Raw genomic sequence first — 24,581 nt, 5'->3', positions numbered from 1 at the left:
CACACCCCTAGACTTCGGGTCATGGTCAGAGCCGAGAGTAGCGCGGGCCGTTGGCTGCGGCGCGGGTTCGACAACCCGACCGCCGCCGAGAAGATCGTGGCCGACTGGTCGCCGGAACAACGTGCGCTGCTCGATCTGTTCGATCGGGCCGCCGATCCCGACCTCGCCCTGGCCGGGGTGCAGCGGGTCACCGAGACCCAGCCGAGCCTGTTGGACGAGATGCTCACCGACTCCGGATTCGCCCGCCGGGTGATCGCGGTGGCCGGGGGCAGCACCGCCCTGCAACAACATCTGTCGCGGCGTCCCGAAGCGGTGCAGCAGCTTCGCACCCGCCCGACCCGAACCCCGGCCGCCCGGCTGCGGGCCGACTTCCTGCGGGCGGTGGGCGCCGACCCGGATGCCTCCCTGCCCGTCGGTGACCCGGACCTCGGGGATGAGTTGCGCCATGCCTACCGCGACGCCGTGGTGCGGGTGGCCGCCCGCGACCTGGTCAGTGACGACCCGCTGCCACTGGTAGAGGACGTCAGCGCCGAACTGTCCGATATCGCCGATGCCGTGCTCGAAGCGGCCCTGGCCATCGCCCGCGGCGAAGAGGGCCCCGAGGCCGAACGCTGCCGGCTGGCGGTGGTGGCGCTGGGCAAGTGCGGTGCCGGAGAGCTGAACTACATCTCCGATGTCGACGTGCTCTTCGTCGCCGAACCGGCCACCGGTGCCGACGGTGAACCCCTGGCCACCGCCGATGAGGCGGTTGCGATCGGCACCCGGCTGGCGGCCGGACTGTCCCGGGTCTGCTCGGCCCACACCGCCGCGGGCACCATCTGGCCGGTCGATGCCGCCCTGCGTCCGGAGGGCAAGGCCGGACCCCTGGTGCGCACCCTGGCCGGGATGGAGACCTATTACCAGAACTGGGCCAAGGCCTGGGAGTTCCAGGCGATGCTGAAGGCCCGTCCCTCGGCCGGCGACCTCGCCCTGGCCCAGGACTTCTGCGACCTGGTCTCGCCGTTGGTGTGGCAGGTGGGCGATGAGGAGCATTTCGTCCCCGACACCCAGGCGATGCGCAAACGGGTGGTGTCGCTGATCCCGGCCAAGGAGGCCGGCCGGGAGATCAAACTCGGCGAGGGCGGGCTGCGCGATGTGGAGTTCACCGTGCAATTGCTGCAACTGGTGCACGGACGCACCGATGAACGGTTGCGTCATCGCGGCACCTTCCCCGCCCTGCAGGCCCTGATCGATTACGGCTATGTCGGACGGGTGGACGGCGCAGAGTTCGCCCAGGCCTACCGGATGGAACGCGCCCTGGAGCACCGGGTGCAGTTGTCGAAGCTGCGCCGCAGCCACCTGATCCCGTCCCAGGAAGCGGATCGACGTCGGCTGGGCCGGGCGATGGGCTGGCTGCGCGAACCGCTGGACAATCTCGACAAGGCCTGGAACTCCGCCCGCCGCAGCGTCCTGGCCCTGCATCGACGGCTGTTCTACTCCCCGCTGCTCGAAGCAGTCGCCTCGATTCCCGCAGAGGGGCTGCGGCTGTCGCAGGAGGCGGCCCACGACCGGCTCAAGGCCCTGGGGTACGGCGATCCGGTGGCCGCCCTGCGCCATATTCGGGCCCTCACCCAAGGGGTCAGCCGACAGGCGGAGATTCAGCGACAACTGTTGCCGGCGATGCTCGGCTGGTTCGCCGAAGGGGCCAACCCCGATGCCGGCCTGCTCGCCTTCCGGCAGGTCAGTGAGGGACTGGGCAGTACCTCGTGGTACCTGCGCGCGCTGCGCGATGAGGGCACGATGGCCTACCGCTTGGCCCGGGTGCTCACCCAGAGCCGCTATGTGGTGCAACTGCTGCTGCGCGCACCCCAGGCGGTGCAACTGCTCGCCGATGAGGCCGACCTGATGCCGCGCAGCACCGAAGAACTGATCCGGACGATGGATCGCGCGCGGGCCAGACACGACTCGGCGGAGGCCCGGATGGATTCGGTGCGGGCGCTGCGTCGTCGCGAACTGTTCCGGGTCGCGGTGGGCGACATTCTCGACCTGCTCGACGTGGAACAGGTCGGTACCGCGCTGAGTGACCTCGCCTCGGCGACCCTGCACGTCGGGATGCGGATCGTCGCCGATGAACAGCGCGCCGAACTCGGCCACGACGAGGAGATCCCCGCCGCCGCCATGGTGGCGATGGGCCGCTGGGGTGGCCGGGAGATGTCCTACTCCTCGGATGCCGATGTGATGTTCGTGATCGCCGACGGCACCAGCGAGGCGGGTCTCAATGCGGCCCGCAAGGCCATCACCCGGTTGCAGGCCCTGCTCAGCCGTCCCGGCCCCGACCCGGCCCTGGAACTGGACGCATCGCTGCGTCCGGAGGGCAAGGGCGGACAACTGGTGCGCACCGAATCGGCCTACCTGACCTACTACTCGCGCTGGTCGTCGACCTGGGAATCCCAGGCCCTGATCCGGGCCGCCCACGGGGCCGGCGACCGGGAGATCACCGACCGGTTGCTGGAGGCGATCGACCGGCTGCGATGGCCCGAAGGTGGGCTCACCGGTGACCAACTCGTCGAGATCCGCAAGCTGAAAGCCCGGATGGAGGGGGAGCGGCTACCCCGCGGCACCGACCCGAAGCGGCACACCAAACTCGGCCCCGGTGGGCTGAGCGATGTCGAATGGACCGTGCAGTTGCTCCAGTTGCAACATGCCCACCGGATTCCCGAACTGCGCACCACAATGACCCTGCCGGCCCTGCGGGCCGCCCGCGATGCCGAACTGATCGACGCCGAGGACGCCGCCGCCCTGGAACGGGCCTGGGCCTATGTCTCCCGGTTGCGCAACCAGATCATGCTGGTGCGCGGTCGGGCCAGCGATGTGCTGCCGCACGATGTGCGCGAACAGGCCGCCGTGGCCGAGCTGATGGGGCACGGTTCGCACGGCGCCTCGCACCTGACCGACGAATACCGGCGGATCACCCGGCAGGCCCGCAGCGTGGTCGACCGGTTGTTCTGGGGGCAGTGAACTCGACTCCGCGCTTCGGTGGCCTGCGCCCACACCCCGTCGCGGCCGCGATCCGAACCGGCACAGGATTCGGTCGAACCGGCGTGCACGTACGCGCATCCGGCTGAAGTACGCTGGGCTGGACCTCTGCGGAAGGACTTGTGCCCCGATGAGCATGCCTGGCTGGTATCCCGACCCCTCCGGCGCGCCCGGACGATTCCGCCACTGGGACGGGGCCACATGGTCGGCCCAGACCACCGATGACCCGAACATTCCACCGCCCCTGGGGGCCGGAGCGGCCGGCCCGGCGCAGGTGCCGCCACCGCCCAAGCGGAAGGCCTGGCCGATCATCGTCGGTTCCATCATCACCGCGATCGTGCTGATCGCCGCCGCCGTGGGTATCTGGCGGCTCACCGCCGGCGACAACCTGGTGACGCCCCCGGAGGAGACCCCGGCGACCGCCCCGAGCAGCGAAGCACCCACCCCACAGGAGGAACAGTCCTCACCGCCGGCCCAGGTCACCTGTCTCGACTCCTACGGGACGGTGGAGAGCCAGGACGGCCGTTACACCAGTGGTGGCCTGACCTATGAAGCGGTGCCGGATTGGGGATTCCGTTTCGACCGGACCATGTTCGGGTGGATCGATGACGTGGCCGCGTGGGGAACCCTGCTCGAGGACGATTGGACCGCCGGCATCGTGTTGGGTGCCCTGCGCACCGAGAACGGCTTCACCGAGCTGCCCCAGGCCGCCGACGCGACCATCGAATGTATGAATACCCACGGCCCCTTCAACGACCAGAAGCACACCTGGGACGTGAAGAAGGAGTCCACCACCATCGACGGGATGGACGCCTACCAGGTGTCCGGTCGGGTGACCCCGGGCGGCCCCAACGACAAACACCCCGGATATGAGGTCAAGATCGTCGTGGTCGACACCGGCGACCAGAAGCAGTTCGGGCTGTGGATGTCCTTCCACCCGGTCGATCACACCGAGACCGAGCAGCAGATCGAGCAGGCCTTTCAGAGTTTGCGGCGGGCCTGATTGACTCCGACGGCTACCGTTGTTTGCTGGTGGTAGTGCAGGGAGGAACCGCGAGATGATCGATGCGACCGTCGCCGGAACGGGCGGCGCCTCGGCCGACAGCACCCGGGCGCTGACCGGCACCGTGGTGCAGGACGTGTGGGATCTGCTCGACTCCGACCCGCGCCACCTCGGTGACGTCCGGCTGGTGAAGCGGCTCAAAGTCGACCAACGGCCGATCCACGATCGGAAAATGACCCCCTTCCTCGGTGAACGGGGCGGTGACTGGGTGGTCGTCAAGGCCGTCCGGCAGGGTGCCCTGGCCGAGCAGTTGGCCGCCGAGGTCGACGCCGCCGCCCGCTGGGGGCTGGCCGTGGCCAACCCGTTGGGCAACGACGGACAATACGCCTGGGTGGTGCGCCGTTTCGTCGACGGACGCACCCTCTCCGGCCTGCGTTCCCGTCCCGACTTCGCCGAGAACCGGGAAACCCTGGCCCGGATGCTGTTGCAACGTATCGCCGATGTGCACGCCGCCGGGGGACATCACGGCGACATCAAGCCGTCCAATGTGTTGGTCACCCCCGACCTGACCGTGCAGTTGATCGACTTCGAATCCGCCCATTCCGGACACGCCCGGGCCAGCATCCGCCACCTGACCCCGGAATTCGCCGCTCCGGAGCACTTCAATCTCGACCAGACGGTGGGGCAACCGTCCGACATCTTTTCCTGGGGCCTGACCGTGGCCGATATGTACGCACCCGGCCTGCACCCCTTCCTGCCCGGCACCTTCAGCACCGAGCGGCTCAACCGGGCTTTCATCGCCGGGGAACGGCTGCCCGACCTGTCGGCGATCGAGTCCCACCCGCTGCGCACCGCGGTGGCCGCCGCACTGCGCCTGCCACCGGCCGCCCGCCCCGGGGCCACCGCCCTGATCAACGACCTGGACCGCACGCGTCCCACCGAGAACCCGCCCACCCTGACCATGGAACCCGGTCTGGGCACCACCACGGTGATCAGCCCGGCCGGCGAGACCCGCAGCGAATCTCCCGCTCCGGTGCCGGCCGCCGAACCCGACCTGCCCCGGTCGGTGATCACATTGGTGTTCGGGGCCACCGGATACCCGGGACGTCGGCACCTGACCTGGCAGTTGGTGGCCGCCTACGGGCTGACGGGTGTGGTGCTGGCCTTCCTGACCGCCCTGGTGTTGTTCGTGCTGCTCTCATCGGTGGGAGTGTGGTTGCAACCATGAATCGCTACTGGGGTCAACTGGCCAAGGGCCGGGTCGAAGCCGAGGTGCGCGCCCAACATCGACGGGCCGCCGACCGGCGCCGCACCTGGCTGATCTGGTACGCCGCTTGGACCGTGCTGTTCCTACTGCTGTTCTTCGTGATGGGTTGAGCCGATGGCACCTCGAGTACGACGGGGCCGGGTGCTGTGCCCCCAGTGCGCCACTCATTACCGGCGCAGCCAGATCGTGGACACCGACGAGCACGGCCGCCGCTGGCAGCCCCCGCCCGCAGGCGTCCTCGGCACCCTGCGCGAGATCGTCGCCGCGCTGAGCCGCGACCGGGATTGGTTCGCCGACCGGGATCGCCGCGACGGCCTGGCCCGCGACCGGGCCGGGGTGATCGCCCGCTGCCCGAGGGGGCACCCCCTGCCGGCCGGATTCGTCGACCGGCCGACGGTGGTGATCGGGCTGATCGGGCCCAGCGCGGTGTCCAAGAGCACCTACCTCGGGGTGTTGGTGCAGCGGTTGGTGAACCATGCCGACCTGCGCACCCTGGACCTGGCCTTCTCGTTGGACGACCTGCGCTCCCGCGACATGTTCACCTGGTTGTACAACGTGCCGTTGGAACAGAGCCGCCCACCCGAACCGACTCCGGCCCATGAACCCCGCGACCCGCTGGTGGTGCGGATGCAGGGCCGGGGCCATGACGTGAACTTGTTCTTCTTCGACGCAGCCGGGGAATCGCAGGGTCGGCACCGCGACAACGCGCACCTGAACACCTTCATCACCGTGATGGATGCGGCCCTGGTGTTCTGGACCCCGGCCGCACTCGACCTGCCGCCGTCCCTGCAACTGCCACCGAGCGCCGAACCGGGGGTGGCGCCGGGCCCGCACCGGGTGATCCAGGTGATCACCACGGTGGCGGCGAACAGGTCGGTCGACCGCTCCCGGCGTGACATCCCGGTGGCCGGGGTGTTGGCCAAATGCGACGAGATCACCGGCCTGCTCACCGACCCGGCCGGACACCCGCTGGGTGAACTGCACTTCGACGCCGACTTCGCCGCCGACCCGCGGGCTGCCCTCGACGCCCAGGGGGAGGTGCCCTACCGAATCACCGACACCTTCGCCCCCGGCATCATCCAGGCCGTCGAATCGTTCAGCGGCCGGCGCAGCTTCCATGCGGTGTCGGCCACCGGGCACCAGCCCACGGCCGAACAGCGTTTCCCCGAGATCCGCCCGATCCGAATCCATGAACCGCTGCTGGCCATCCTCGATGGCCTCGGCCTGCTGGAACAGAGGTCCTCATGAGGTGTGAACAGCTGATCCTCGGGTGGTCGCAGGACAATCTGCTGCGCACGGACGGCTTCGGGCCGATCGCGGCCTCGACCGGCTGGCCGCTGGACGCCGGTGACCGCACCGCCGGACTGGGGGAGTGGTCGGCCTTCCTGCCCGAGGGCAGCTCCTCGCGGATCGCCGAGGGCGAACCGGCACCCTTCTGCGCCGCTTTCGTGCCGGTCCGGGCCGGCATCGGTCTGCCCGGTGGGGTGGTGCTGCTCAGCAAGGTGTACCTGACCCGGGCCGATCGTCCCGGTCAGTACTACATCCACGCCCTGTGGGACCCGGAAGGACGACTCGCCCCGGCCGACCTGGCGGGTGCCTACCGCGCCGGGTTGCTGCTCAGCGACGACGCCGCCCCACCGACGGGGGAACTGCCCCCGCTGGACGTGCCGGTCGAGACGGTGACCGAACCGGGTGCGGTCGTCGACGAGGACGTCACCCTGGTCGGTCACCTGGTGCACGCCTGGTTGAACGACTACCGCTTGGTGGTCGACATCGGGCAACGTGAACCGATCGTCACACTCGATCAGCTCAGCCGCCTGCTGCCGCAGTCGGTGGCCCGGGAGATGGCAATGACCACCTTCCTGGGGCGGCAGGATCCGGCCCCGGCCACCCTGGCCTTCGCGGTCTTCCCTTTCTCACCGGCAGCGGTCGGCTGGGACGAACTGGTGGCCGATCACCGCCACGACGACCTCGGCCACGGGGTGCTCGCCGGTGGCCCGCACGTCGACGAACCGTCCCGGTTGCGGGCCTGGGCCCAGTTGCGCGACACCGACCTGAGCTCCTTCCGCCGGGGCCCCGGTTCGGCCCAGGAACGGGCCGCCGCCCAGGCCGAGGTGAGCGATCGGTTGGACGATCAGGCGATCCTGCACTCCCTGCTGCCCGCCTTGCGGGCCGGCGCAGGACGTCCCGTCATCGCGGTACCCCGGATCGCCGAACTGGCCGCCGGCAGCACCGTCGATCTGTCGGAGTTCGACTGGGCGGTCGGCACCGAGAACTGGTCGCGACTGTCGAACCATCTGGTCGGGGTGTGGCTCAGCGGCGCCCGGCGTCCTGCGGCCCACATCGTGCGGCAGGCCCACGTTGCCCCCGACCGATTCGGTGCCGCGGTCGAAGCCGGGCTTGCCCGCGAGGACGCCCCCGAGGTCGAAGAGCTGGTGGAGGTGCTGCAGCGCTGGCCCGACGAACACGTCGAGCTGCTGCTCACCGCCCTGGCGCCGGTGGCACTACCGGCCGGGGTATTGCTCGCCGCCGTGCTCGACCGTCCCGAACCGGTGCTGCGTCGGGTGCTGCGCAGCCACTGGCCACAACTGGCCGAGCAGGCCGACCTCGCGCCACTGGGTAAATTGCTCAGGCCCAGCGGTGGCCGATTGTTCGACCGCCGCTAGGCCCGTGCGTGTGTCGACCGCTGCGGATCAGCAGTCGAAGTAGAGCTCGAACTCGTGTGGGTGCGGCCGCTGCCGCAGCGAGCTGATCTCTTCCTGCTTCAACTCGATCCAGGTCTCCAGCAGGTCGGAGGTGAACACGTCCCCGGCCTGCAGGAAGTCGTTGTCCTCCTCCAGGGCCTGCAAGGCATCGGTCAGGTCGGCCGGCACGGTGGCGATATCAGCGTGTTCCTCCGGCGGCAGCTCGTAGAGGTCCTTGTCGATCGGCTCCGGCGGCTCGATCCGGTTCTGGATGCCGTCCAGACCGGCCAGCAGCATCGCCGAGAAGGCCAGGTAGGGGTTGGCCGAGGGGTCGGGGCAACGGAACTCGACCCGCTTCGCCTTCGGGTTCGAGCCGGTGATCGGAATCCGCATACAGGCCGACCGGTTGCGCTGGGAGTACACCAGGTTCACCGGCGCCTCGAAGCCCGGCACCAGCCGGTGGTAGGAGTTCGCGCTCGGGTTGGTGAAGGCCACCAACGCCGGGGCGTGGGCCAGGATGCCGCCGATGTACCAGCGGGCCAGGTCCGACAGGCCTGCGTAACCGGCCTCGTCGTAGAACAGGGGCTCCCCGTCCTGCCAGATCGAGGAGTGCACGTGCATGCCCGAGCCGTTGTCACCGAAGATCGGCTTCGGCATGAAGGTGGCGGTCTTGCCGGCCTCCCAGGCGGTGTTCTTCACCAGGTACTTGAACAACTGCACGTTGTCGGCCGACTGCAACAAGGTGTCGAAGCGGAAGTTGATCTCGGCCTGTCCGGCGGTGCCGACCTCGTGGTGGGCCCGCTCGACCTTCAGGCCGGCATTCTCCATGTGCCGCACCATGTCGTCGCGCAGATCGGAGAAGTGGTCGGTCGGCGGGACGGGGAAGTAGCCGCCCTTGTACCGCACCTTGTAACCGCGGTTGCCGCCGTCCTCCATCCGTCCGGTGTTCCAGGCGCCGGCCTCGGAGTCGATCGCGTAGTAGCCGGTGTTCTGCTTGGTTTCGAAACGCACATCGTCGAAGACGTAGAACTCGGCCTCGGGCGCGAAGAAGGCGGTGTCACCGATGCCGGTGGAAGCCAGGTAGGCCTCGGCCTTGCGGGCGATATTGCGCGGGTCGCGGCTGTACGGCTCCTTGGTCAGCGGGTCGTGCACGAAGAAGTTCAAGCACAGCGTCTTCGCCCTGCGGAACGGATCGAGGTAGCCGGTGGTGGGGTCGGGCAGCAACACCATGTCGGATTCATGGATCTTCTGGAAACCGCGCACCGACGACCCGTCGAAGGCCAGGCCGTCCTCGAAGACGTTGGCTTCGGCGAACTCGCGAGCGGTCATGGTGAAGTGCTGCATGATGCCGGGCAGATCACAGAAGCGGATGTCGACTACCTCGACATCTTCCTCGGTGAGGTATGCCATCAGGTCATCTTGTCCCTGGAACATGGTGCCTCCGAGCGGTTGAGTGAACGGTCCCAGCCTATGCAGCCGTCGTTGCTGCTCAGTTGCACCCCTGTTTCAGGCGTGTAACACCATGACCACCGGCTACCCTTGGCCCGTGGCCAGCAAGCAGCAATCCCGGGTTCCGGGCCCCGGTGACCCCGACTATGTACCCGGATCCCGACTCGGCTTGCCGGACGACGGACCCGGTTCGCTGGCCAGTTGGTGGTCGCGGATCGCAGCCCTGGTGATCGACTGGGCCTCGTCGATGGCCCTGGCCGTGGCGCTCTTCGGCGGCGAGGTGGTCACCGGCGGCGGCTGGCAGCGCTGGATGACGCTCACCGTGTTCTTCGTCCAGACCGTGGTGATGACCGGTCTGACCGGCTCCAGCCTGGGGCACTGGTTGGCCCGCATCGGGGTGGCCCGGTTGGACGGTCAACCACTCGGCCTGCTGCGCGCGATCCCGCGCGCCTTCCTGATCTGCCTGGCGATCCCACCGCTGGTGGTCGACGGTGACCGCCGCGGTCTGCACGACCTGCTGCTCGGCACGGTCGTGGTGTACCGGCGCTGACGGATCAGGCGCGGTCGCCGTGCACGTACTTGACCAGGTGGTCGCGCTCGTTCTCCAACTGATCCAGCCGTGATTTCACGATGTCGCCGATGCTGACGATGCCGACCATCTGACCGTCCTCGATCACCGGCACGTGCCGCACCCGATGGTCGGTCATGTACCGGGCCAACTCCTCGACATCGTCGGTCATCCCACAGGTGTGCACGGTGGAGGTCATGATGTCGCCGACCCGGCATTCGCCCGGGGACTGCGACGACCAGGAGCCGCGGGCCAGTTGACCCACCACATCGCGTTCGCTCACCAGGCCGCTGACCTGTTTGCCGTCGTCGGAGACCACCACACAGCCGATCGTGTGGGTGTCGAGCAATTCCAGGAGCTCGGCGACAGTGGCCGACGACGGAATCGTGACGACCTTGCCGACGCGTTGACCAATGACATCCGAGATTTTCATACCCGTCAGTATGGCACGGTGGCGTGATCGAGGTCACACATCAACTTGTGGGTCGCTGTGAAGCCGTTGAGATTCGGTCCAAGAACTGCTGATCTCAGTGCTGATTCAGGGTTTTCGGCGCAATCGCTCAGCACCGCCGACTACGGTCGCCGTTCGTGAAAGCTACTCCCACCACGACAACTCGACGGCTGCCGGCCCTGGACGTGCTGCGCGGCATCGCAATTCTGGGCACGCTGCTGACGAATATCTGGATCTTCTCCAACGCCGGAATGGTGATCGACGGCGACGATCCGACCGTGCTGGACGAGGCGGGCAGGATCACGCAACTGTTCGACACCGCGCTGGGTCTGGTGACCGACGGCAAGTTCATCGGTCTGCTCACCATCATGTTCGGTATCGGCCTGGAGATTCAGCGACAGGCCGCGCTGCGCCGTGGGCAGAGCTGGCCGGGACGGTACCCCTGGCGGGCCGGGATCCTGGTGCTGGACGGGTTGTTGAACTACATCTTCATCTTCGAGTTCGACGTATTGATGGGCTACGGCCTCACCGCGCTGGCCGTGGCGGCGATCATGATGACCAGCCCGCGGGCCCAGAAGATCTGGCTGGTGATCGGCCTGATCGCCCATGTGGTGTTCACCGTGTTGACCACCGTGGTTCTCGATGGCCCGGCCACCTACCGCAAGGATGAGGTCGTCGAACGGTTCGTGGTCGAGGGCCGCGAGAACATTCCGGCCCTCGACGGCATGGGTGTGGGCACCGACTCCTACTGGGCCATGGTGCAGCACCGCCTGCACACCTTCCTGGAGGGTCGCGCCGAGATCCCGATCATGTTCTTCATGGGGCTGGGCCTGTTCCTGGTCGGGGCACACCTGTACCGGGCCGGCATCTTCGAACCGGCCGGACGCAAGCTGCGACGCTGGACGATGCTGCTGAGCTTCGGCATCGGCCTGCCGATCGACTGGACGCTGCGGTTGTTCTACGCAGACCAGGCCGGTGGGATCACCCGCTACATCACCTCGTCCATGGTGGCCTTCGGGGTGCTGGCCGCGGTCGCGGCCTGGTACGTGCACCGCAGTGATCCGGGCCCGGTGGGTACCGGATTGTCCGCGGTGGGTCGGATGGCGTTGACCTGTTACATCGCCCAGAACCTGATCGCCTCGATCATCTTCTACGACTGGGGCTTCGGGGTGGCGGCCAAGATCGCCGGCCCGAACATGACCTGGTGGACGATGCTGATCTTCGCCGGCATCGCGGCCGGCCTGATGGTCTTCAGCCTGCTCTGGCTGAGCCGGTTCCGCCGTGGCCCGGTGGAGTGGCTGTGGCACCAGAGCTTCGAAGGTGTCGGACGGTTGCTCGATCGTCGCCGGGCCCGGTCGACCGAACCGGCCAAGGTCGACTCGACGGTGGGTGGTCCGCAGGCCTGAGGGCGCATGGCGCTGTGAGAATGGTTCTCAATAGGGGTAGTGTGATCCCATGCTCGACGACCTCTACACAGCCAACGCCGAGTGGTATGCCGCCCTGGTGGCCTCCTGGCAGGACGAACTCGATGCCGGTGTGAGTGCGCTGCTGGGGCCGATCACCGGCGACGTGGTCGACATCGCCTCCGGCGTCGGCACCGGTCTGCCCGTGCTGCGCACCCTGGGAGCCGAACGCCTCTTCGCGGTCGAACCATCGGCCTCGATGCGGGTCGGGCTGATGACCACCATCGCCGCCGACCCGGATCTGCTGCGGCGCACCACGGTGGTACCGGCACCGCTGCCCGAGGCGCTGGAGGCCCTGCCCACCCGGTGGGGTGCGGCGGTGATGTTGAACGCCCTCGGTCACCTCGACGATGCCACCCGCGTCGGTCTGTGGCGGGCGGCGGCCGAACGACTTTCACCCGGTGGCCGACTGGTGATCTCGCTGCAACCCCCGGAGTCGGTGACCGCGATCCCGTGGACCGACTTCGGGGCGGTGCGCATCGGGCAACAGCATTTGACCACCCGCGGCAAGGCCGAAACCCTCAACGACACCCACGTGCAGTGGACGATGGAGTGGACCCTGCATGCGGCCGACGGCCGGGTTGTGGACCTGCGAACCGCGGAACACTCCTGGCGGGTACTCGGCCGCGAGTACCTGCGTGAGGAGGCCGGCGAGCACGGTCTCATCGCGATCGACGACGGACCGGACTCCTTCCTCGCTTTCGAAAGGCCCTGAGTCCCGCTCTGAGTCGGGTCCGCCGGCTACCGGGTCATCACATAGCCGATCAGAATCATCGTGACCGCAAAACCGGCGATCTGATTGAGCCACAGGAACCGTCGCCAGGCCGCGGTCGCGGTATCGGCCCGCTCGTCGGCGACCGAACGGTAGGGCCAGATGGACGCGATGTAGAGCAACACCAGCGGTGCGGCCAACGGACCGGGCAAGGTGCTGAAAGCGACCGCGACACCGGCCAGTCCATAACAGATGATCGAGAACCGCACCGTCCACGCCGCCCCCAACTTGGTGGCGATCGAGTCCAGTCCGGCCTCCCGGTCGGCCGGCACATCCTGCACCGCACCGAAGGCGTGCGAGGCGATTCCCCACAGCGCGAAGGCGATGATCACCGCAACCAGCGGAAGGTTCCACGAGGTTCCGGCCAGCACCAGCCCGTACACCGCGGGGGAGAAGAAGTGGATGCTGCTGGTCATCGAATCGGCCAGCGGAATCTCCTTCAGCCGCAGCGGCGGGGCGGAGTAGAAGACCACGAAGAACAGGCTCGCCGCCAGGACCACCCAGGACGCCCAGGAACCGACCGCGACCAGGTAGACCACGAACGGCAGGCAGGACGCCGCGGCGGCGATCAGGGTGATCCGATGCACCCGACGGTCGAGCACCGCCCCGTGGGCGCCGCCCTTGCGTGGGTTGCGCAGGTCGGATTCGTAGTCGAAGACGTCGTTGATGCCGTACATCGCCAGGTTGTACGGGATCAGGAAGAACAAGGTGCCGAGCACGAAGGTCACATCGATGGTGCCCCGGGTGATCAGCCAGGCGGCCGCGAAGGGATAGGCGGTGTTGATCCAACTCACCGGACGCGAGGACACCACGAGTTGGGTGGCGACGCTCGTGGGCGACAGGGCGGTCATCGACGGGGCTCCCGTTCGGGCAACAGGGTGTACAGGGCGGGAATGCCGTAGGCGGCACACAGCGGGTAGGCGAAGTCCTCGATCGGGGCCAGGCCGATGCGCACCCCGCTGATGTGCGTGTCGGGGTAGGTGAACAGTCCGGACGCGATCATCACATTGTCGAAGATTGCGGTCAGGACGAAGAGCACCCCGACGGTGATCGTGGAGGTCACCATCCGGCGCCGGAACCAGGGCCGGGTGGCGCTGATGGCCACGAGCACGGCGGTCACCGCGAGAAAGGGCAGGGTGATCAGCGGATAGGTCACGTCCGCTCCCCGGGGGCTCGGCGGTGCAGGACGGCCTCGGCACCGCGCCAGGTGACCAGGGCGAGGTAACACAGGAAGAACAGGAAGAAGGGTTCCTCCAGCGGCAACTCGGGGGCCAGGTCGATGCCGAGCAGAATCGAGCCGTCACCCTTGACGAAGACCCCGGTCGCGATCCCGACCCAGTCCCAGATCAGGAAGAAGACCGTACCGATCACGACGGTGAGCAGCGCCCGAATCGGGTGCCGGGCCAGCACCAACCGGTACCGCAGGTCGAGTACGACGATGCCGGCCAGGCTGATCAGAATCGCCGCCAGGTAGGCGCCGCTCACCTCACGTCCCACCCTCGGCAGGTTCGGGCAACGGCCCTGGGGTTCGGTCACCGCGCAGCCGCTTGAGCACCAGTTCGGCCGAGATCAGGCACATCGGCATGCCGATTCCCGGCAGGGTGGACGCGCCGGCATACAGCAGGCCACCGACCTTGCGGGAGGCGCCCCGGGGCCGGAACATCGCGCTCTGCCGCAGCGTGTGGGCCAGCCCCAGGGCATTGCCCTGCCAGGAGTTGAGTTCGCTGCTGAAGTCACCGGGTGCCACGGTACGACGCACCACCACCCGTTCGGCCAGGTCGTCGACGCCGCACCAGGTCGCCAACTGGGCCACGACCCGGTCGGCGGCGGCCTCCACCCGCGGATCGCCGGCGCCGTCGATACCGCCGTGGCCGATGCTCGGGTCGGCCGGTACCGGAACCAGGGTGAACAGGTTCTCGTCCCCGGGCGGGGCGACCGAGGGGTCGGTGGCGCTGGGTCGGCAGACATAGATCGAGGCCGGGTCGGGTATCCGCGCCGAGGGGCCGAAGATCGCCTCGAAGTTCGCCCGCCAGTCGGCGGTGAACAACAACGTGTGGTGGGCCAACTCGGGCAGTTCACCACGCACGCCGAGCATGATCAGCAGCGCCCCGGGGCTCGGGGTCCGCCGGTTCCACCAGCGCTGCGGGTAGGTCTGCTGGGTCCGTTCCAGCAAGGCGGTCTCGGTGTGGTGCAGATCTGCGGTGGACACCACCAGATCGGCCGGCACCTCCCGTCCGTCGGCCAGCCGCACCCCACGCACCCACCGGTCGCGGGTCAGGATCCGGGTGACCTCGGCGTCGGTCTCGATCCGAGCCCCGGCCGCGGTGGCGAGACGGGCGATCGCCTCGATCACCGTGGTCATCCCGCCCTGGGGGTAGAGCACCCCCTGATCGAGGTCCAGATGACTCATCAGGTGGTACAGGCTCGGCATCCGGTACGGGGAACCGCCCAGGAAGACCGCCGGGTAACCGAGAATCTGCCGCAGCCGCCGATCGGTGAAGCGGCTTTCGATGAGACCGGCCAGCGACCGGCTCAGCAGCGGGGCCAGCTTCGGCAACCTGCGCAGTAGTGCAGGGTCGCGCAGGCTCGCGGCGTTCTCGTAGCTGTCGTAGAGGAACTTCTGCACCGCCAGCTCGTAGGTTTCCGCGGCCGAATCCAGGTAGCCGGCCAGCCGCTCACCGGCCCCGGGCTCGACCTCGTCGAACAGGGCCGTGGCCACCTCGCGGCCGGAGTGCACATCGAGCGGTTGGGCGGGCCCGATGCCCGGCGGTTCGGGGTAGATCCGGTAGGCGGGGGTGAGCCGGCGTAGGTCGAGCTCCCGGTCGGCGGTGGTACCCATCAGCCGGAAGAAGTGCTCGAACACCTCCGGCATCAGATACCAACTCGGCCCGGTGTCGAATCGGAAACCCTGCTGCTGCCACGACCCGGCACGTCCGCCGATGCTGTCGCGGCCCTCCACGACCGTGACCCGGAAACCCTCGCGGGCCAGCAGCCCTGCGGTGGCCAGCCCTGCGATCCCGGCACCGATCACCACCACGGTTTTCAGCGGTCGGCTCACGAGGCACCTTCTCGTGGCGTGCCCGACACCAGCACGCTCGCGGCGATCAGGGCCTTGCGGCCGGTCGGCACCCGCACCCGTCCCGGGCCCGGGTCGCGCAGGCGGTCGGCGAGTTCGGCGAACAACCGGTAGGCCAGGGTCACCGCGCGGCGGCAGTCGGCCGGCAGCATCGGGATGCAACGGGCGGCGGCGTCGAGGTCGGCATCGATCCGCGCCAGCGCCTCGGCCCGGGCGGCCGGGGTGCGGTTCAGGCCGAGGTAGTCACGTCCGAGCTGATGCTGATCGTGGTCGGCATCGCGCAGAAAGTTGATCTCCTGAAAGGCCGAACCGAGCCGGCAGGCGCCCTCGCGCAGCATCGGGGAAGGTTCGCTGTGGTGCTCGCGGCCGGCATTGACGAAGGCCTGCAGGCACATCAACCCCACCACCTCCGCCGAACCATAAATATACGCGGCGCGGGAACGGGTGTCGTGGCTTGCGGTATCCAGATCGGTGCGCATGGAGGCGAAGAAGGGCAGCACCAGATCCTCGCCGATCCGGCACTGCCGGGCGGTTCGGGCGAAGGCGTGCACGATCAGGTTGCTGCTGAACCCCGACTCGATCGCCCGCAGGGTTTCGGCCTCCAACTCGTCCAACGCCTGCCTGGTGGCGGCCGGGTCGAGACCGGCCTCGGCGGCCGGCCCGTCCACGATCTCATCGGCGATCCGCACCAGGGCGTAGATCGTGCGGACGTGGGTGCGCACCCGGGGGCCGAGCAGCCGGCAGGCGAGCCCGAAGGAGGTCGAGTAGCCGTCGATCACGGTGGCCGCGGCGCGGGCCGAGGTGCGGTGATACAGGTCGAGCCCGTCCATGGCCGTCATGGGATGCGCTCCCTGATCGAGGCGGCCAGATCGGCCAACAGCGTCATCGCCTCACCCGGAAGTGCGGCATCGGTGAAATGTGTGCGAGCTTCGACCAAGGTGTCCTCGACCAGCAGCCCGACCCGGCGGCGGGCGCCGCTGGTCTCGAGTGCTTCCTGGGCGGCTCGTAGTTGCGCGGGCCCCTGGTGGGCCTCGGCCACCGCCCGGCGGACCTCGGCCCAGTTCTCACTCCGCCGAGCCAGCACCAGCAACGCCGTGTGCTTGTGCTGACGGAGGTCGGCCCCCGGCTCCCGGCCCGCCTGTTCGGCGGTACCGAAGGCGCCGATCAGATCGTCGACCAGTTGGAAGGCCAGCCCCAGCGACCGGCCGCCGGCCGCCAGTGCCGCCAAAGTGTCGTCGTCGGCCCCGGCCAGCAGCGCACCGGCCTGCAGGGGAGCGCTGAAGGAGTACTCGGCCGTCTTGTCAGAGGTGGCGGCCAGCACTTCCTCGGCATCGGGCACGCGCGGCAGCACCGCGTGCTCGACGTCGGCCAACTGGCCCCCGGCCGAGACCAGGATGGCCCGGTCGACCAGGTCGAGCAGCCGACTGCGTTGGGCCGCCGGCAGCTCGGCGGTGGCGATCACCCGGGTCGCTTCGTGCAACAGCAGGTCTCCGGCCAGGATGGCCGCGGCATCACCGAGCTGGACCGCCTGATCGGGAGCCGAGCCCGCAACAACGGCCTGCTGCCGGAACACGCCGGCCACATTCGGCCGGCCTCGCCGCTCCACATCACGGTCGATGACGTCGTCGTGGATCACGAAGGCGGTGTGCAGCAGTTCGAAACCGGCCGCGACCTCCAATACCGACCGCGGCACCTCGTCGTCGGCGGCGAAAGCCCGGAAAGCGGTCAGCACCAGCCGGGGCCGGAACCGCTTGCCCCCCGCACCGGCCTGCCGGGCAGCCCGCACCAGCCGGACGGCCTCGTTCCCGTGCGCCGAGGCGCGGCAGGCGAGGCGTCGGAAAGCGCCGTCCACGGCCGCGTCGATGTCGGTGGAGGACAGGGCGGGGCCGCCGGGCAGCATCAGCATCGCCGCTCCGCGGATCGGTAGAGATCGAGGTCGCGGCTCTGCAATACCAGCCAGGGACTGAACGCCCAGGGGGTGGCCTCGATGGCCGCAGCGAGGTCGGCCGGGTGCGCCCACCGGTGCTCCATCACCTCATCGGGATTGGGGTGAACCGGCTCGTCACAGAAGGCGGTGTGAACCGGGCAGATCTCATTCTCGACAGTGCCGCCGGCATCGACCGCCCGGTACCGGAAGTGGGGCAGGACCCCGGCGATATCGGTCGGGGTGATCCCGAGTTCGTGCCGGGCGTGGCGCACGATCGCGTCCTCGAGGGATTCGCCGGGACGAGGGTGGCCGCAGAAAGAGTTCGTCCACACCCCGGGCCAGGAGCGTTTGGTCAGCGCCCGACGGGTCAGCAGCACCCGGCCGTCGGCACGAGTGAGATGACAGGAGAAAGCCAAGTGCAGCGGTGTCTCCCCGACGTGCACGCCTTCGCGGGGTGCCGAACCGATCGCGTTCCCGGCCTCGTCGAGAAGCACCACCTCATCGCGAACCGGCGTCGATTCGAATGACTGCAGGTAATCCCCTGACATCAATAACTCCGAATCAAAGTCGCTTGGTATCGGAGTTAAAGTATCATGTTTCCGTGACGAGTAACCCGAACGATCCCGGCGGGCTGGAGTCGACCGCAGCCGAGGCCTCGTGGCAGGTGCACAAGCTGATCGTTGCCGCCGCGGTGCTGGACGTGGTGCTGGGGCGCAGGCTCGGGTTGCATCCGGTGGATTACCAGGCGATGAAGCACCTGCTGACTTCGGCCAACCCGATGGGCACCGTCGAACTGGGCAATCTGGTGGGCCTCACCTCCGGTTCGGCCACCGGGCTCGTCGACCGTCTGGAACGCGCCGGCCATCTTCGGCGCACCGATGACCCGCGCGATCGTCGCCGACTGATTCTGCAGCCCACCAAAAGGGCCATCGACCTCGCGATGAGCGACCTGAACCCCCTGGACAGCCGGGTGCAGGAGATCCTGGCGGACTACACCCCCGAGGAGCGTGGTGTGATCACCCGGTTCCTGCAGGAGACCGCGCAGGTGTTCATCAACTACGCCGACGAAACGGCCGAACTTCGGGAACAGGACTGAGGTGGCCCGCGGAGGGCTTGCGCCGGCTACTCGGCGGTGTGGGTGTGCATCCGGGCCCCGGACTCGTTGAAGATGCTGATCACCTGGGCCGGTCGTCCGCCCGCTGCCGAGAGGGCATGCGGAATGCGGGTGTCGAACTCGGCGGCCTCCCCGCGGGTCAGCGTCAGATCCTGCTCGCCCAACCGGAGCCTGAGTTGGCCCTCCAGTACGTAGAGCCATTCGTAGCCGTCGTGCACCCGTAGCTTGGGCAGTGCGCCACCGGGTGGGTAGGTGATCTTGTAGGTGCGGATCGGTGCGTGCTCGGGGGCCAAGGGGGCGATGACCAAGCCGTTGCGGCGGATGACCGGTCGCCGGATGCGTGGGTCGGCGGGTTCGATGGGCACCAGATCGTCCAGCCGAATCCCGAGCCGCCGGGTCAATGGCACCAGTAGCTCCAGGCTCGCTTGACGCTTCCCCGACTCCAATCGCGAGAGCGTGCTGGCCGACATGCCGGCGCTCTCGGCGAGCTCGGCCAGCGTCAACCCGCGCTCCTTACGGGCGGCCCGTAGCCGCGGCCCGACCTGCTCCAGCTCGTCGCCCACGATCTTATCCTTGCTGTTTCAGCATACTTGTTTGCTCCTCCTGCATTGTGCCCCACAAGCTGGGGCAATGACAGAGGAAACCTGGGATGTGGTTATTGCCGGCGGTGGCCCGGCGGGGCTTTCGGCCGCGCTGATGCTCGGCCGCTCGCGCCGGCGAGTGCTGGTTATCGACGGAGGGAGCCCCCGCAATCGCTTCGCCGCCCATATGCACGGCGTGCTGGGGATGGAAGGCATCGCGCCGACGGATCTGAAGCAGCGTGGCCGCGAAGAAGTTGCCGGTTACGGCGTCGAGTTCGCCGACGGGGCCATCGAACGGGTCGAGCAGGGCCCGTCCGGTCTGCGGGTCACCGATGATCGGGGGAGGGTGCGTCTGGCGCGCACCCTGGTCGCCGCCACCGGGCTCACCGATGTGCTGCCCGACATGCCGGGGTTGGTCGAACGGTGGGGGAGCACGGTGCTGCACTGCCCCTACTGCCACGGCTGGGAAGTGCGCGACCAGCGGCTCGGCGTGCTGGCCACCTCACCGTTCAGCCTCCATGTGGCCGAACTCGTCCGTCAGCTCAGCGACCGGGTCACCGTGTTCACCGCCGGCCTCGCCCAGCTCGGCGACGAGGCCGAGCAGCGGCTGCGCTCCCGCGGGGTGCAACTCGAACCGGCCCCGGTGGCCGAGATTCTCGGCGCCGGAGACCGGATCAACGCGGCTCGGCTCATCGACGGTCGCGAGATCCCGCTGGATGCACTGTTCGTCGGTGGTCTGTTCCGACCGCACGACGACTACCTGGCTCCCTTGAAGTTGGCGCGAAACGACTTGCCGTTCGGCTCCTTCACGGCCGTGGACGGCACCGGACGCACCAGCAACGAACACGTCTGGGCGATCGGCAACCTGGTCAACCCGATGGCGACCGTGCCGATGTCGATCGGTGCCGGCGCACACACCGGCGCGGCGGTGAACGCCGCCCTGGCCGGTTGGGACTTCGACGCCGCGGTGGCCGCAGCCGCCTGATCCTTCCCAGATGCAACCCGGACTCGTTCCTGCGTCACGTAGTAGGCCACGCAGGAACGAGTCCGCGTTGCATGTGCCAAAGAAAGGGGACGTGACGACTCAGCCGAGACGCTCCGACAACTCCAGCCACCGATCCTCCAGGTCGGCCACCTCGGCCTCCATGCTGCGCAATTCCTCGGTGTGCTGCTGGAGTCCTTCGTAGTCACTGTGGTCGTGTTCGGCCAAGCGCTGGTGCGTGGCCTCGATGGCTCCGGCGAGTTTGGCGAGCTTGCGCTCGATCGACTCGATCTCCTTCTGGATGGCGCGGCGCTCCGCACCCGACAAGCCGGACGGTTGCCCGGTGGTTTCCGCCGGTGCGGGGTCGTCCCGTTGTGCCGGCGCCGGCTGTTGACTGCGCAGCCGCAGATACTCGTCGACGCCACCGGGCACATGCCGCAGCCGACCGTCGAGGATCGCGTACTGCTGGTCGGTGACCCGCTCCAACAGGTAACGGTCGTGGGAGACCACGATCAGGGTGCCGGGCCAGGAGTCCAGCAGGTCCTCCATCGCGGTGAGCATCTCGGAATCGACGTCGTTGGTCGGCTCGTCCAGGGCGATCAGATTCGGCTCGTCGAGCAGCAACAACAGCAGTTGGAGTCGTCGCTTCTGGCCGCCGGACAACTCGTCCACCCGGGCCGATAGGTGTGCGCGCTGGAAACCGAGCCGCTCCAGCAGTTGGGCCGGGGTGTGCTCCTTGCCGTCGATGGTGAAGCTCGTCCTGGTGCGGGCCAGCACCTCACGCACCCGGTCGCCACCGATCTCGGCGAGTTGGGAGAACTGCTGATCGAGTACCCCGACCCGCACCGTCTTGCCGTGCTTGACCCGCCCCGAGGTGGGCCGGACGGTGCCGCAGACCAGCCCCAGCAGCGTCGACTTGCCGGCCCCGTTCGGCCCCAGAATGCCGGTGCGTTCACCGGGGGCGAGTCGCCAGGTGATGTTGCGCAGCACCTCGTTCTCGCCGAAGCTCACCGAGGCGTTCTCGATGTCGACCACGTCCTTGCCCAGTCGGGCCACCGCGAGACGTTGCAGTTCGATCGGGTTGCGTACCGGCGGAACGTCCTCGATCAACTGGTTCGCGGCCTCGATCCGGAACTTCGGTTTGGAGGTGCGGGCCGGTGCCCCACGGCGCAACCAGGCCAGTTCCTTGCGCATCAGGTTCTGTCGCTTTGCCTCGGCCGCGGCGGCCAACCGGTCACGCTCCACCCGTTGCAGCACGTAGGAGGCGTAGCCGCCCTCGAAGGGTTCGACGATCCCGTCGTGCACCTCCCAGGTTTCGGTGCACACCTCATCGAGGAACCACCGGTCGTGGGTGATCACCAGCAGTCCGCCGGCGTTCTTAGTCCAGCGGTTGCGCAGATGTTGCGCCAGCCAGGCCACACCCTCGAGGTCGAGGTGGTTCGTCGGTTCATCGAGGGCGATCAGATCCCAGTCGCCGACCAACAGTGCGGCCAGCGCCACCCGGCGGCGTTGTCCGCCGCTGAGCTCACCGATCCGGGCGTCCCAGGCGATATCGGAGGCCAGCCCGCCGATCACATCCCGAATCCGGGCGTCGCGGGCCCATTCGTGTTCCGGCCCGTCGCCGACGATCGAACGGCCCACGGTCTGGTTCGGGTCGAGGTCATCGCGTTGATCGAGCACCCCGAACCGCACCCCACTGCGCCGGGTCACCCGGCCGGCGTTCGGTTCGATGCGTCCCGAGAGCATGCCCAGCAGGCTCGATTTGCCGTCACCGTTGCGACCGACGATCCCGATCCGGTCGCCCTCTTCCAATCCGAGGGTCAGCGACTCGAAGACCACCTTGGTCGGATACTCCAGCCGCAGCCCTTCGGCTCCCAGAAGATGCGCCATTCAGGTGTCCTGTTCGGTGATCAGCACGGCATCGACCAACTCGGCCACTCCTGGGTTCCCTTCGGTGCGCAACACGGCAAAATCCGACAATACCGCGACGGACGCGCCTGCCGAAGTACGGCGGACGCGCCCGAAGCGGTGATCAGTTGTGAAGAGTCGGAGTCAGATTCCCTGCTGGGGGAGCTGCCCCGGCTGCGCCTGCGGGGCCGGCTGCGGGAACTGGCCGGGGGCGTTGAACTGGGCCGGGGTGCCCTCGTGCAGGGACGGCTGGGCGGCCATGGTCTCGGCGGGCTCGGCCGAACGTGACTTCAGCACCATCGGCAGCACCAGTGCGGCGATGCCGGCCACGATCAGTCCGATACCGAGGAAGGGCTGGGCCGAGTCGGCCCACATCAGCAGTCGGAACTGCATGTTGAACATCGGCAGGATGAGTGAGCCGAGACCGAACACCATCAGGAGGAGACCGAGACGCACCAATGCACTCATGGAGGAACCTTTCAAAACCAGTTGCAGCGCCGCGGCGTGCGGCGGACAACATCATGGACGCCCGCCGGGGCGACTCGGTTCCTGATCCGGAGCGACGAAATCAACCGCCCCGCAGGGCGCGTCGCGATCCCTTCGCCGCACGTGGGCTGGTCGGCATCGGGCCCTTCGGCACCGGCAGTTTCGGCCGCACCGCATCCAGGGCGCGCAGCCGCTGCCGGATCTCGGTGATGCCGTTGGTGTCGAGCTTCTTGGGCAGCTTCTTGATGTGTTTGGCGAGCTGGTCGAGCGGAACCTGACCGTCCTTGTTGCCCATCATCAGGGTCACCACGGGGGCATCGTGAACCACCGAACGGTGTTTGCGGGCCTCGGCCTCGACCATCTGCTTGGCCCGGTTCGGATCACCCTCGCCGATCAGCACGATGCCGCCGGGCCCGACGGTGCGGTGCACCACGTCCATGTGCCGGTTGGCGTGGATCGCGGGGTTGCTGACCCATTTCTTGCCCAGCATGCCCAGCGCCACCTCGGCCGACCCCGCCTGGCCCTCGAAGCGGGTGTAGGTGGCCCGCTTGGTGCGTTGGGTGAGCACCAACAGGGCGGCGATCAGGCCGACCAGGACACCGCTGATGGCGAACATGATCGGCCGGTCGAGCAGGAACCCGATCACCAGGATGATGATGAAGGGCACCACGAAGGCGCCGGCCAGCATCAGGTTGAGCTTCGGGTCGTTCTCCTTGGTGATCCGGTAGGCCTGCCGGATCTGCCGCAGGGTGCCCCAATCGCGAGGGTCGTCGCTGTTCTTCTTGCGCTGCTTCTCGGCCTTGACAGCCGCCTTCGCGTCCAGTTCGGCCTGCTTGGCCTTGCTCACCGGTTTCTTCGCCATCGCCCCGTCCCGTGTCAGCGCCTCAGCGGCGCGCCTCAATTGCCTGACGATACAGCCGTCCGGCCCGATAGGACGAACGGACCAGCGGCCCGCTCATCACCCCGGCATAGCCCAACTCGGTGGCCTCGGCGGCGAGCTCGTCGAATTCCTCCGGGGTGACCCAGCGTTCGATCGGGTGGTGGCGCGGGCTCGGCCGCAGGTATTGGGTGATGGTGATCAGTTCGGCTCCGGCATCGTGCAGGTCGGCCAGGGCCCGGGAGATCTCCTCGCGGGTCTCTCCCATGCCCAGGATCAGGTTCGTCTTGGTGACCAGGCCGGCCGCCCGGGAGGCGGTCAACACCTCCAGGGAGCGCTCATACCGAAAGCCCGGCCGGATCCGCTTGAACAACCGCGGCACGGTCTCGACATTGTGGGCGAACACCTCGGGACGGGCGTCGAAGACCGCGCCGAGAAACTCGGGGTTGCCGCTGAAATCCGGGGCGAGCATTTCCACCCCGACACCGGGGTTCAGCTCATGGATCTTGCGGATCGTCTCGGCGTACAACCAGGAGCCCTCGTCGGGCAGGTCGTCGCGGCACACCCCGGTGACCGTGGCGTAGCGCAGCCCCATCGTGCGCACCGACTCGGCGACCCGCTGGGGTTCCTCCCGGTCGAACTCGGCCGGTTTGCCGGTGTCGATCTGGCAGAAATCGCAGCGCCGGGTGCACTGGTCGCCACCGATCAGGAAGGTGGCCTCCCGGTCTTCCCAGCACTCGAAGATGTTCGGGCAGCCCGCCTCCTGGCACACCGTGTGCAGGTTCTCACCGGCCACCGTTGCCTGCAGGTCACGGTAGTCGGGACCCATCTTGGCGGTGGTGCGAATCCACGGTGGCTTCTTCTCGATCGGGGTCTGCGCATTGCGGACCTCCAGCCGGAGCAGCTTGCGTCCTTCAGGTGCGATGGTCACCCAGCCAGCCTACATGGCGATTCGTGG

At 68.2% G+C, this 24,581-nt stretch carries 25 protein-coding genes; 11 read left to right on the top strand and 14 right to left on the bottom strand.

Annotated features, from left to right (window positions below; translation table 11 throughout):
• Nucleotides 1-21: 21 nt before the first annotated feature.
• The 6 genes from ACR4XW_RS01820 (at nt 22) to ACR4XW_RS01795 (ending at nt 7,951) form a co-directional block, all read left to right on the top strand.
• On the top strand, nt 22-2,997 hold the full coding sequence (locus ACR4XW_RS01820) for a bifunctional [glutamine synthetase] adenylyltransferase/[glutamine synthetase]-adenylyl-L-tyrosine phosphorylase (protein ID WP_434758800.1): 2,976 nt from the start codon (nt 22-24) through the stop codon (nt 2,995-2,997).
• A gap of 148 nt (nt 2,998-3,145) precedes the next feature.
• Nucleotides 3,146-4,018: a DUF2510 domain-containing protein gene (locus ACR4XW_RS01815; RefSeq protein WP_434758799.1), complete on the top strand. Its 873-nt coding sequence runs from the start codon at nt 3,146-3,148 to the stop codon at nt 4,016-4,018.
• Nucleotides 4,019-4,073: 55 nt separating this feature from the next.
• Nucleotides 4,074-5,246 carry a protein kinase domain-containing protein gene (locus tag ACR4XW_RS01810; RefSeq protein WP_434758798.1) on the top strand — a complete coding sequence of 391 codons (1,173 nt, stop codon included), beginning with the start codon at nt 4,074-4,076 and terminating at the stop codon, nt 5,244-5,246.
• Nucleotides 5,243-5,395, top strand: a complete 153-nt coding sequence (locus ACR4XW_RS01805) for a hypothetical protein (protein WP_434758797.1) — start codon at nt 5,243-5,245, stop codon at nt 5,393-5,395. The genes ACR4XW_RS01810 and ACR4XW_RS01805 overlap by 4 nt, the downstream gene beginning before the upstream one ends.
• Before the next feature lie 4 nt (nt 5,396-5,399).
• On the top strand, nt 5,400-6,533 hold the full coding sequence (locus ACR4XW_RS01800) for a hypothetical protein (protein ID WP_434758796.1): 1,134 nt from the start codon (nt 5,400-5,402) through the stop codon (nt 6,531-6,533).
• Entirely contained in the window at nt 6,530-7,951 is a 1,422-nt protein-coding gene (locus ACR4XW_RS01795; protein WP_434758795.1) for a hypothetical protein, read from the top strand. Before ACR4XW_RS01800 ends, ACR4XW_RS01795 begins: the two co-directional genes overlap by 4 nt.
• Before the next feature lie 27 nt (nt 7,952-7,978).
• Here the strand turns inward: ACR4XW_RS01795 and glnA are convergent, their stop codons facing one another.
• Complete coding sequence (gene glnA / locus ACR4XW_RS01790; RefSeq protein WP_434758794.1) at nt 7,979-9,403, bottom strand: type I glutamate--ammonia ligase; 1,425 nt, start codon at nt 9,401-9,403, stop codon at nt 7,979-7,981.
• 112 nt (nt 9,404-9,515) lie between these two features.
• Here glnA and ACR4XW_RS01785 point away from each other — a divergent pair, with 112 nt between their 5' ends.
• Complete coding sequence (locus ACR4XW_RS01785) at nt 9,516-9,968, top strand: RDD family protein (RefSeq protein WP_434758793.1); 453 nt, start codon at nt 9,516-9,518, stop codon at nt 9,966-9,968.
• Between the two features lie 4 nt (nt 9,969-9,972).
• Here the strand turns inward: ACR4XW_RS01785 and ACR4XW_RS01780 are convergent, their stop codons facing one another.
• Complete coding sequence (locus tag ACR4XW_RS01780) at nt 9,973-10,419, bottom strand: CBS domain-containing protein (RefSeq protein WP_434758792.1); 447 nt, start codon at nt 10,417-10,419, stop codon at nt 9,973-9,975.
• Nucleotides 10,420-10,574: 155 nt separating this feature from the next.
• Between ACR4XW_RS01780 and ACR4XW_RS01775 the strand changes: the two genes are divergently transcribed.
• Nucleotides 10,575-11,843 (top strand): DUF418 domain-containing protein, encoded by a 1,269-nt coding sequence (locus ACR4XW_RS01775; protein WP_434758791.1) that lies wholly within the window; start codon nt 10,575-10,577, stop codon nt 11,841-11,843.
• A gap of 49 nt (nt 11,844-11,892) precedes the next feature.
• A complete protein-coding gene (locus tag ACR4XW_RS01770; RefSeq protein WP_434758790.1) occupies nt 11,893-12,615 on the top strand; it encodes a class I SAM-dependent methyltransferase in 723 nt (240 codons plus the stop codon).
• A gap of 26 nt (nt 12,616-12,641) precedes the next feature.
• Here ACR4XW_RS01770 and ACR4XW_RS01765 read toward each other — a convergent pair whose 3' ends face one another.
• The 7 genes from ACR4XW_RS01765 to idi are packed head-to-tail and all read right to left on the bottom strand — an operon-like array spanning nt 12,642 to nt 18,223.
• Nucleotides 12,642-13,523 (bottom strand): prenyltransferase, encoded by an 882-nt coding sequence (locus tag ACR4XW_RS01765; RefSeq protein WP_434758789.1) that lies wholly within the window; start codon nt 13,521-13,523, stop codon nt 12,642-12,644.
• The gene (locus ACR4XW_RS01760; RefSeq protein WP_434758788.1) at nt 13,520-13,828 is read right to left on the bottom strand and encodes a lycopene cyclase domain-containing protein; all 309 of its coding nucleotides are present in this window, start codon (nt 13,826-13,828) and stop codon (nt 13,520-13,522) included. The genes ACR4XW_RS01765 and ACR4XW_RS01760 overlap by 4 nt, the downstream gene beginning before the upstream one ends.
• Nucleotides 13,825-14,157 carry a lycopene cyclase domain-containing protein gene (locus tag ACR4XW_RS01755; protein WP_434758787.1) on the bottom strand — a complete coding sequence of 111 codons (333 nt, stop codon included), beginning with the start codon at nt 14,155-14,157 and terminating at the stop codon, nt 13,825-13,827. The genes ACR4XW_RS01760 and ACR4XW_RS01755 overlap by 4 nt, the downstream gene beginning before the upstream one ends.
• A 1-nt stretch (nt 14,158) precedes the next feature.
• The gene (gene crtI / locus ACR4XW_RS01750) at nt 14,159-15,730 is read right to left on the bottom strand and encodes a phytoene desaturase family protein (RefSeq protein WP_434758786.1); all 1,572 of its coding nucleotides are present in this window, start codon (nt 15,728-15,730) and stop codon (nt 14,159-14,161) included.
• A complete protein-coding gene (locus tag ACR4XW_RS01745) occupies nt 15,727-16,587 on the bottom strand; it encodes a phytoene/squalene synthase family protein (protein ID WP_434758785.1) in 861 nt (286 codons plus the stop codon). The genes crtI and ACR4XW_RS01745 overlap by 4 nt, the downstream gene beginning before the upstream one ends.
• Nucleotides 16,584-17,654 carry a polyprenyl synthetase family protein gene (locus ACR4XW_RS01740; protein WP_434758784.1) on the bottom strand — a complete coding sequence of 357 codons (1,071 nt, stop codon included), beginning with the start codon at nt 17,652-17,654 and terminating at the stop codon, nt 16,584-16,586. The genes ACR4XW_RS01745 and ACR4XW_RS01740 overlap by 4 nt, the downstream gene beginning before the upstream one ends.
• The gene (idi, locus tag ACR4XW_RS01735; protein WP_434758783.1) at nt 17,648-18,223 is read right to left on the bottom strand and encodes an isopentenyl-diphosphate Delta-isomerase; all 576 of its coding nucleotides are present in this window, start codon (nt 18,221-18,223) and stop codon (nt 17,648-17,650) included. Before idi ends, ACR4XW_RS01740 begins: the two co-directional genes overlap by 7 nt.
• 53 nt (nt 18,224-18,276) lie before the next feature.
• Here idi and ACR4XW_RS01730 point away from each other — a divergent pair, with 53 nt between their 5' ends.
• Complete coding sequence (locus ACR4XW_RS01730; RefSeq protein WP_434758782.1) at nt 18,277-18,771, top strand: MarR family winged helix-turn-helix transcriptional regulator; 495 nt, start codon at nt 18,277-18,279, stop codon at nt 18,769-18,771.
• Between the two features lie 26 nt (nt 18,772-18,797).
• Here ACR4XW_RS01730 and ACR4XW_RS01725 read toward each other — a convergent pair whose 3' ends face one another.
• Nucleotides 18,798-19,352 carry a helix-turn-helix domain-containing protein gene (locus ACR4XW_RS01725; RefSeq protein WP_434758781.1) on the bottom strand — a complete coding sequence of 185 codons (555 nt, stop codon included), beginning with the start codon at nt 19,350-19,352 and terminating at the stop codon, nt 18,798-18,800.
• Between the two features lie 67 nt (nt 19,353-19,419).
• Between ACR4XW_RS01725 and ACR4XW_RS01720 the strand changes: the two genes are divergently transcribed.
• Nucleotides 19,420-20,355, top strand: a complete 936-nt coding sequence (locus ACR4XW_RS01720; protein ID WP_434758780.1) for an NAD(P)/FAD-dependent oxidoreductase — start codon at nt 19,420-19,422, stop codon at nt 20,353-20,355.
• Nucleotides 20,356-20,454: 99 nt separating this feature from the next.
• Here the strand turns inward: ACR4XW_RS01720 and ACR4XW_RS01715 are convergent, their stop codons facing one another.
• The 4 genes from ACR4XW_RS01715 to lipA form a co-directional block, all read right to left on the bottom strand.
• Nucleotides 20,455-22,242, bottom strand: a complete 1,788-nt coding sequence (locus ACR4XW_RS01715; protein ID WP_434758779.1) for an ABC-F family ATP-binding cassette domain-containing protein — start codon at nt 22,240-22,242, stop codon at nt 20,455-20,457.
• Nucleotides 22,243-22,404: 162 nt separating this feature from the next.
• Nucleotides 22,405-22,728 (bottom strand): hypothetical protein, encoded by a 324-nt coding sequence (locus tag ACR4XW_RS01710; RefSeq protein WP_434758778.1) that lies wholly within the window; start codon nt 22,726-22,728, stop codon nt 22,405-22,407.
• Nucleotides 22,729-22,828: 100 nt separating this feature from the next.
• The gene (locus tag ACR4XW_RS01705) at nt 22,829-23,608 is read right to left on the bottom strand and encodes a DUF4191 domain-containing protein (protein ID WP_434758777.1); all 780 of its coding nucleotides are present in this window, start codon (nt 23,606-23,608) and stop codon (nt 22,829-22,831) included.
• A 22-nt stretch (nt 23,609-23,630) separates the two neighbouring features.
• Nucleotides 23,631-24,554, bottom strand: a complete 924-nt coding sequence (lipA, locus tag ACR4XW_RS01700) for a lipoyl synthase (protein WP_434758776.1) — start codon at nt 24,552-24,554, stop codon at nt 23,631-23,633.
• Between the last annotated feature and the right edge of the window lie 27 nt (nt 24,555-24,581).

The organism is Pseudenemella bisphenolivorans (assembly GCF_051133435.1).
Lineage (GTDB): Bacteria > Actinomycetota > Actinomycetes > Propionibacteriales > Propionibacteriaceae > JAAYAO01.
This window is presented reverse-complemented; position numbering and strand designations above follow the sequence as displayed.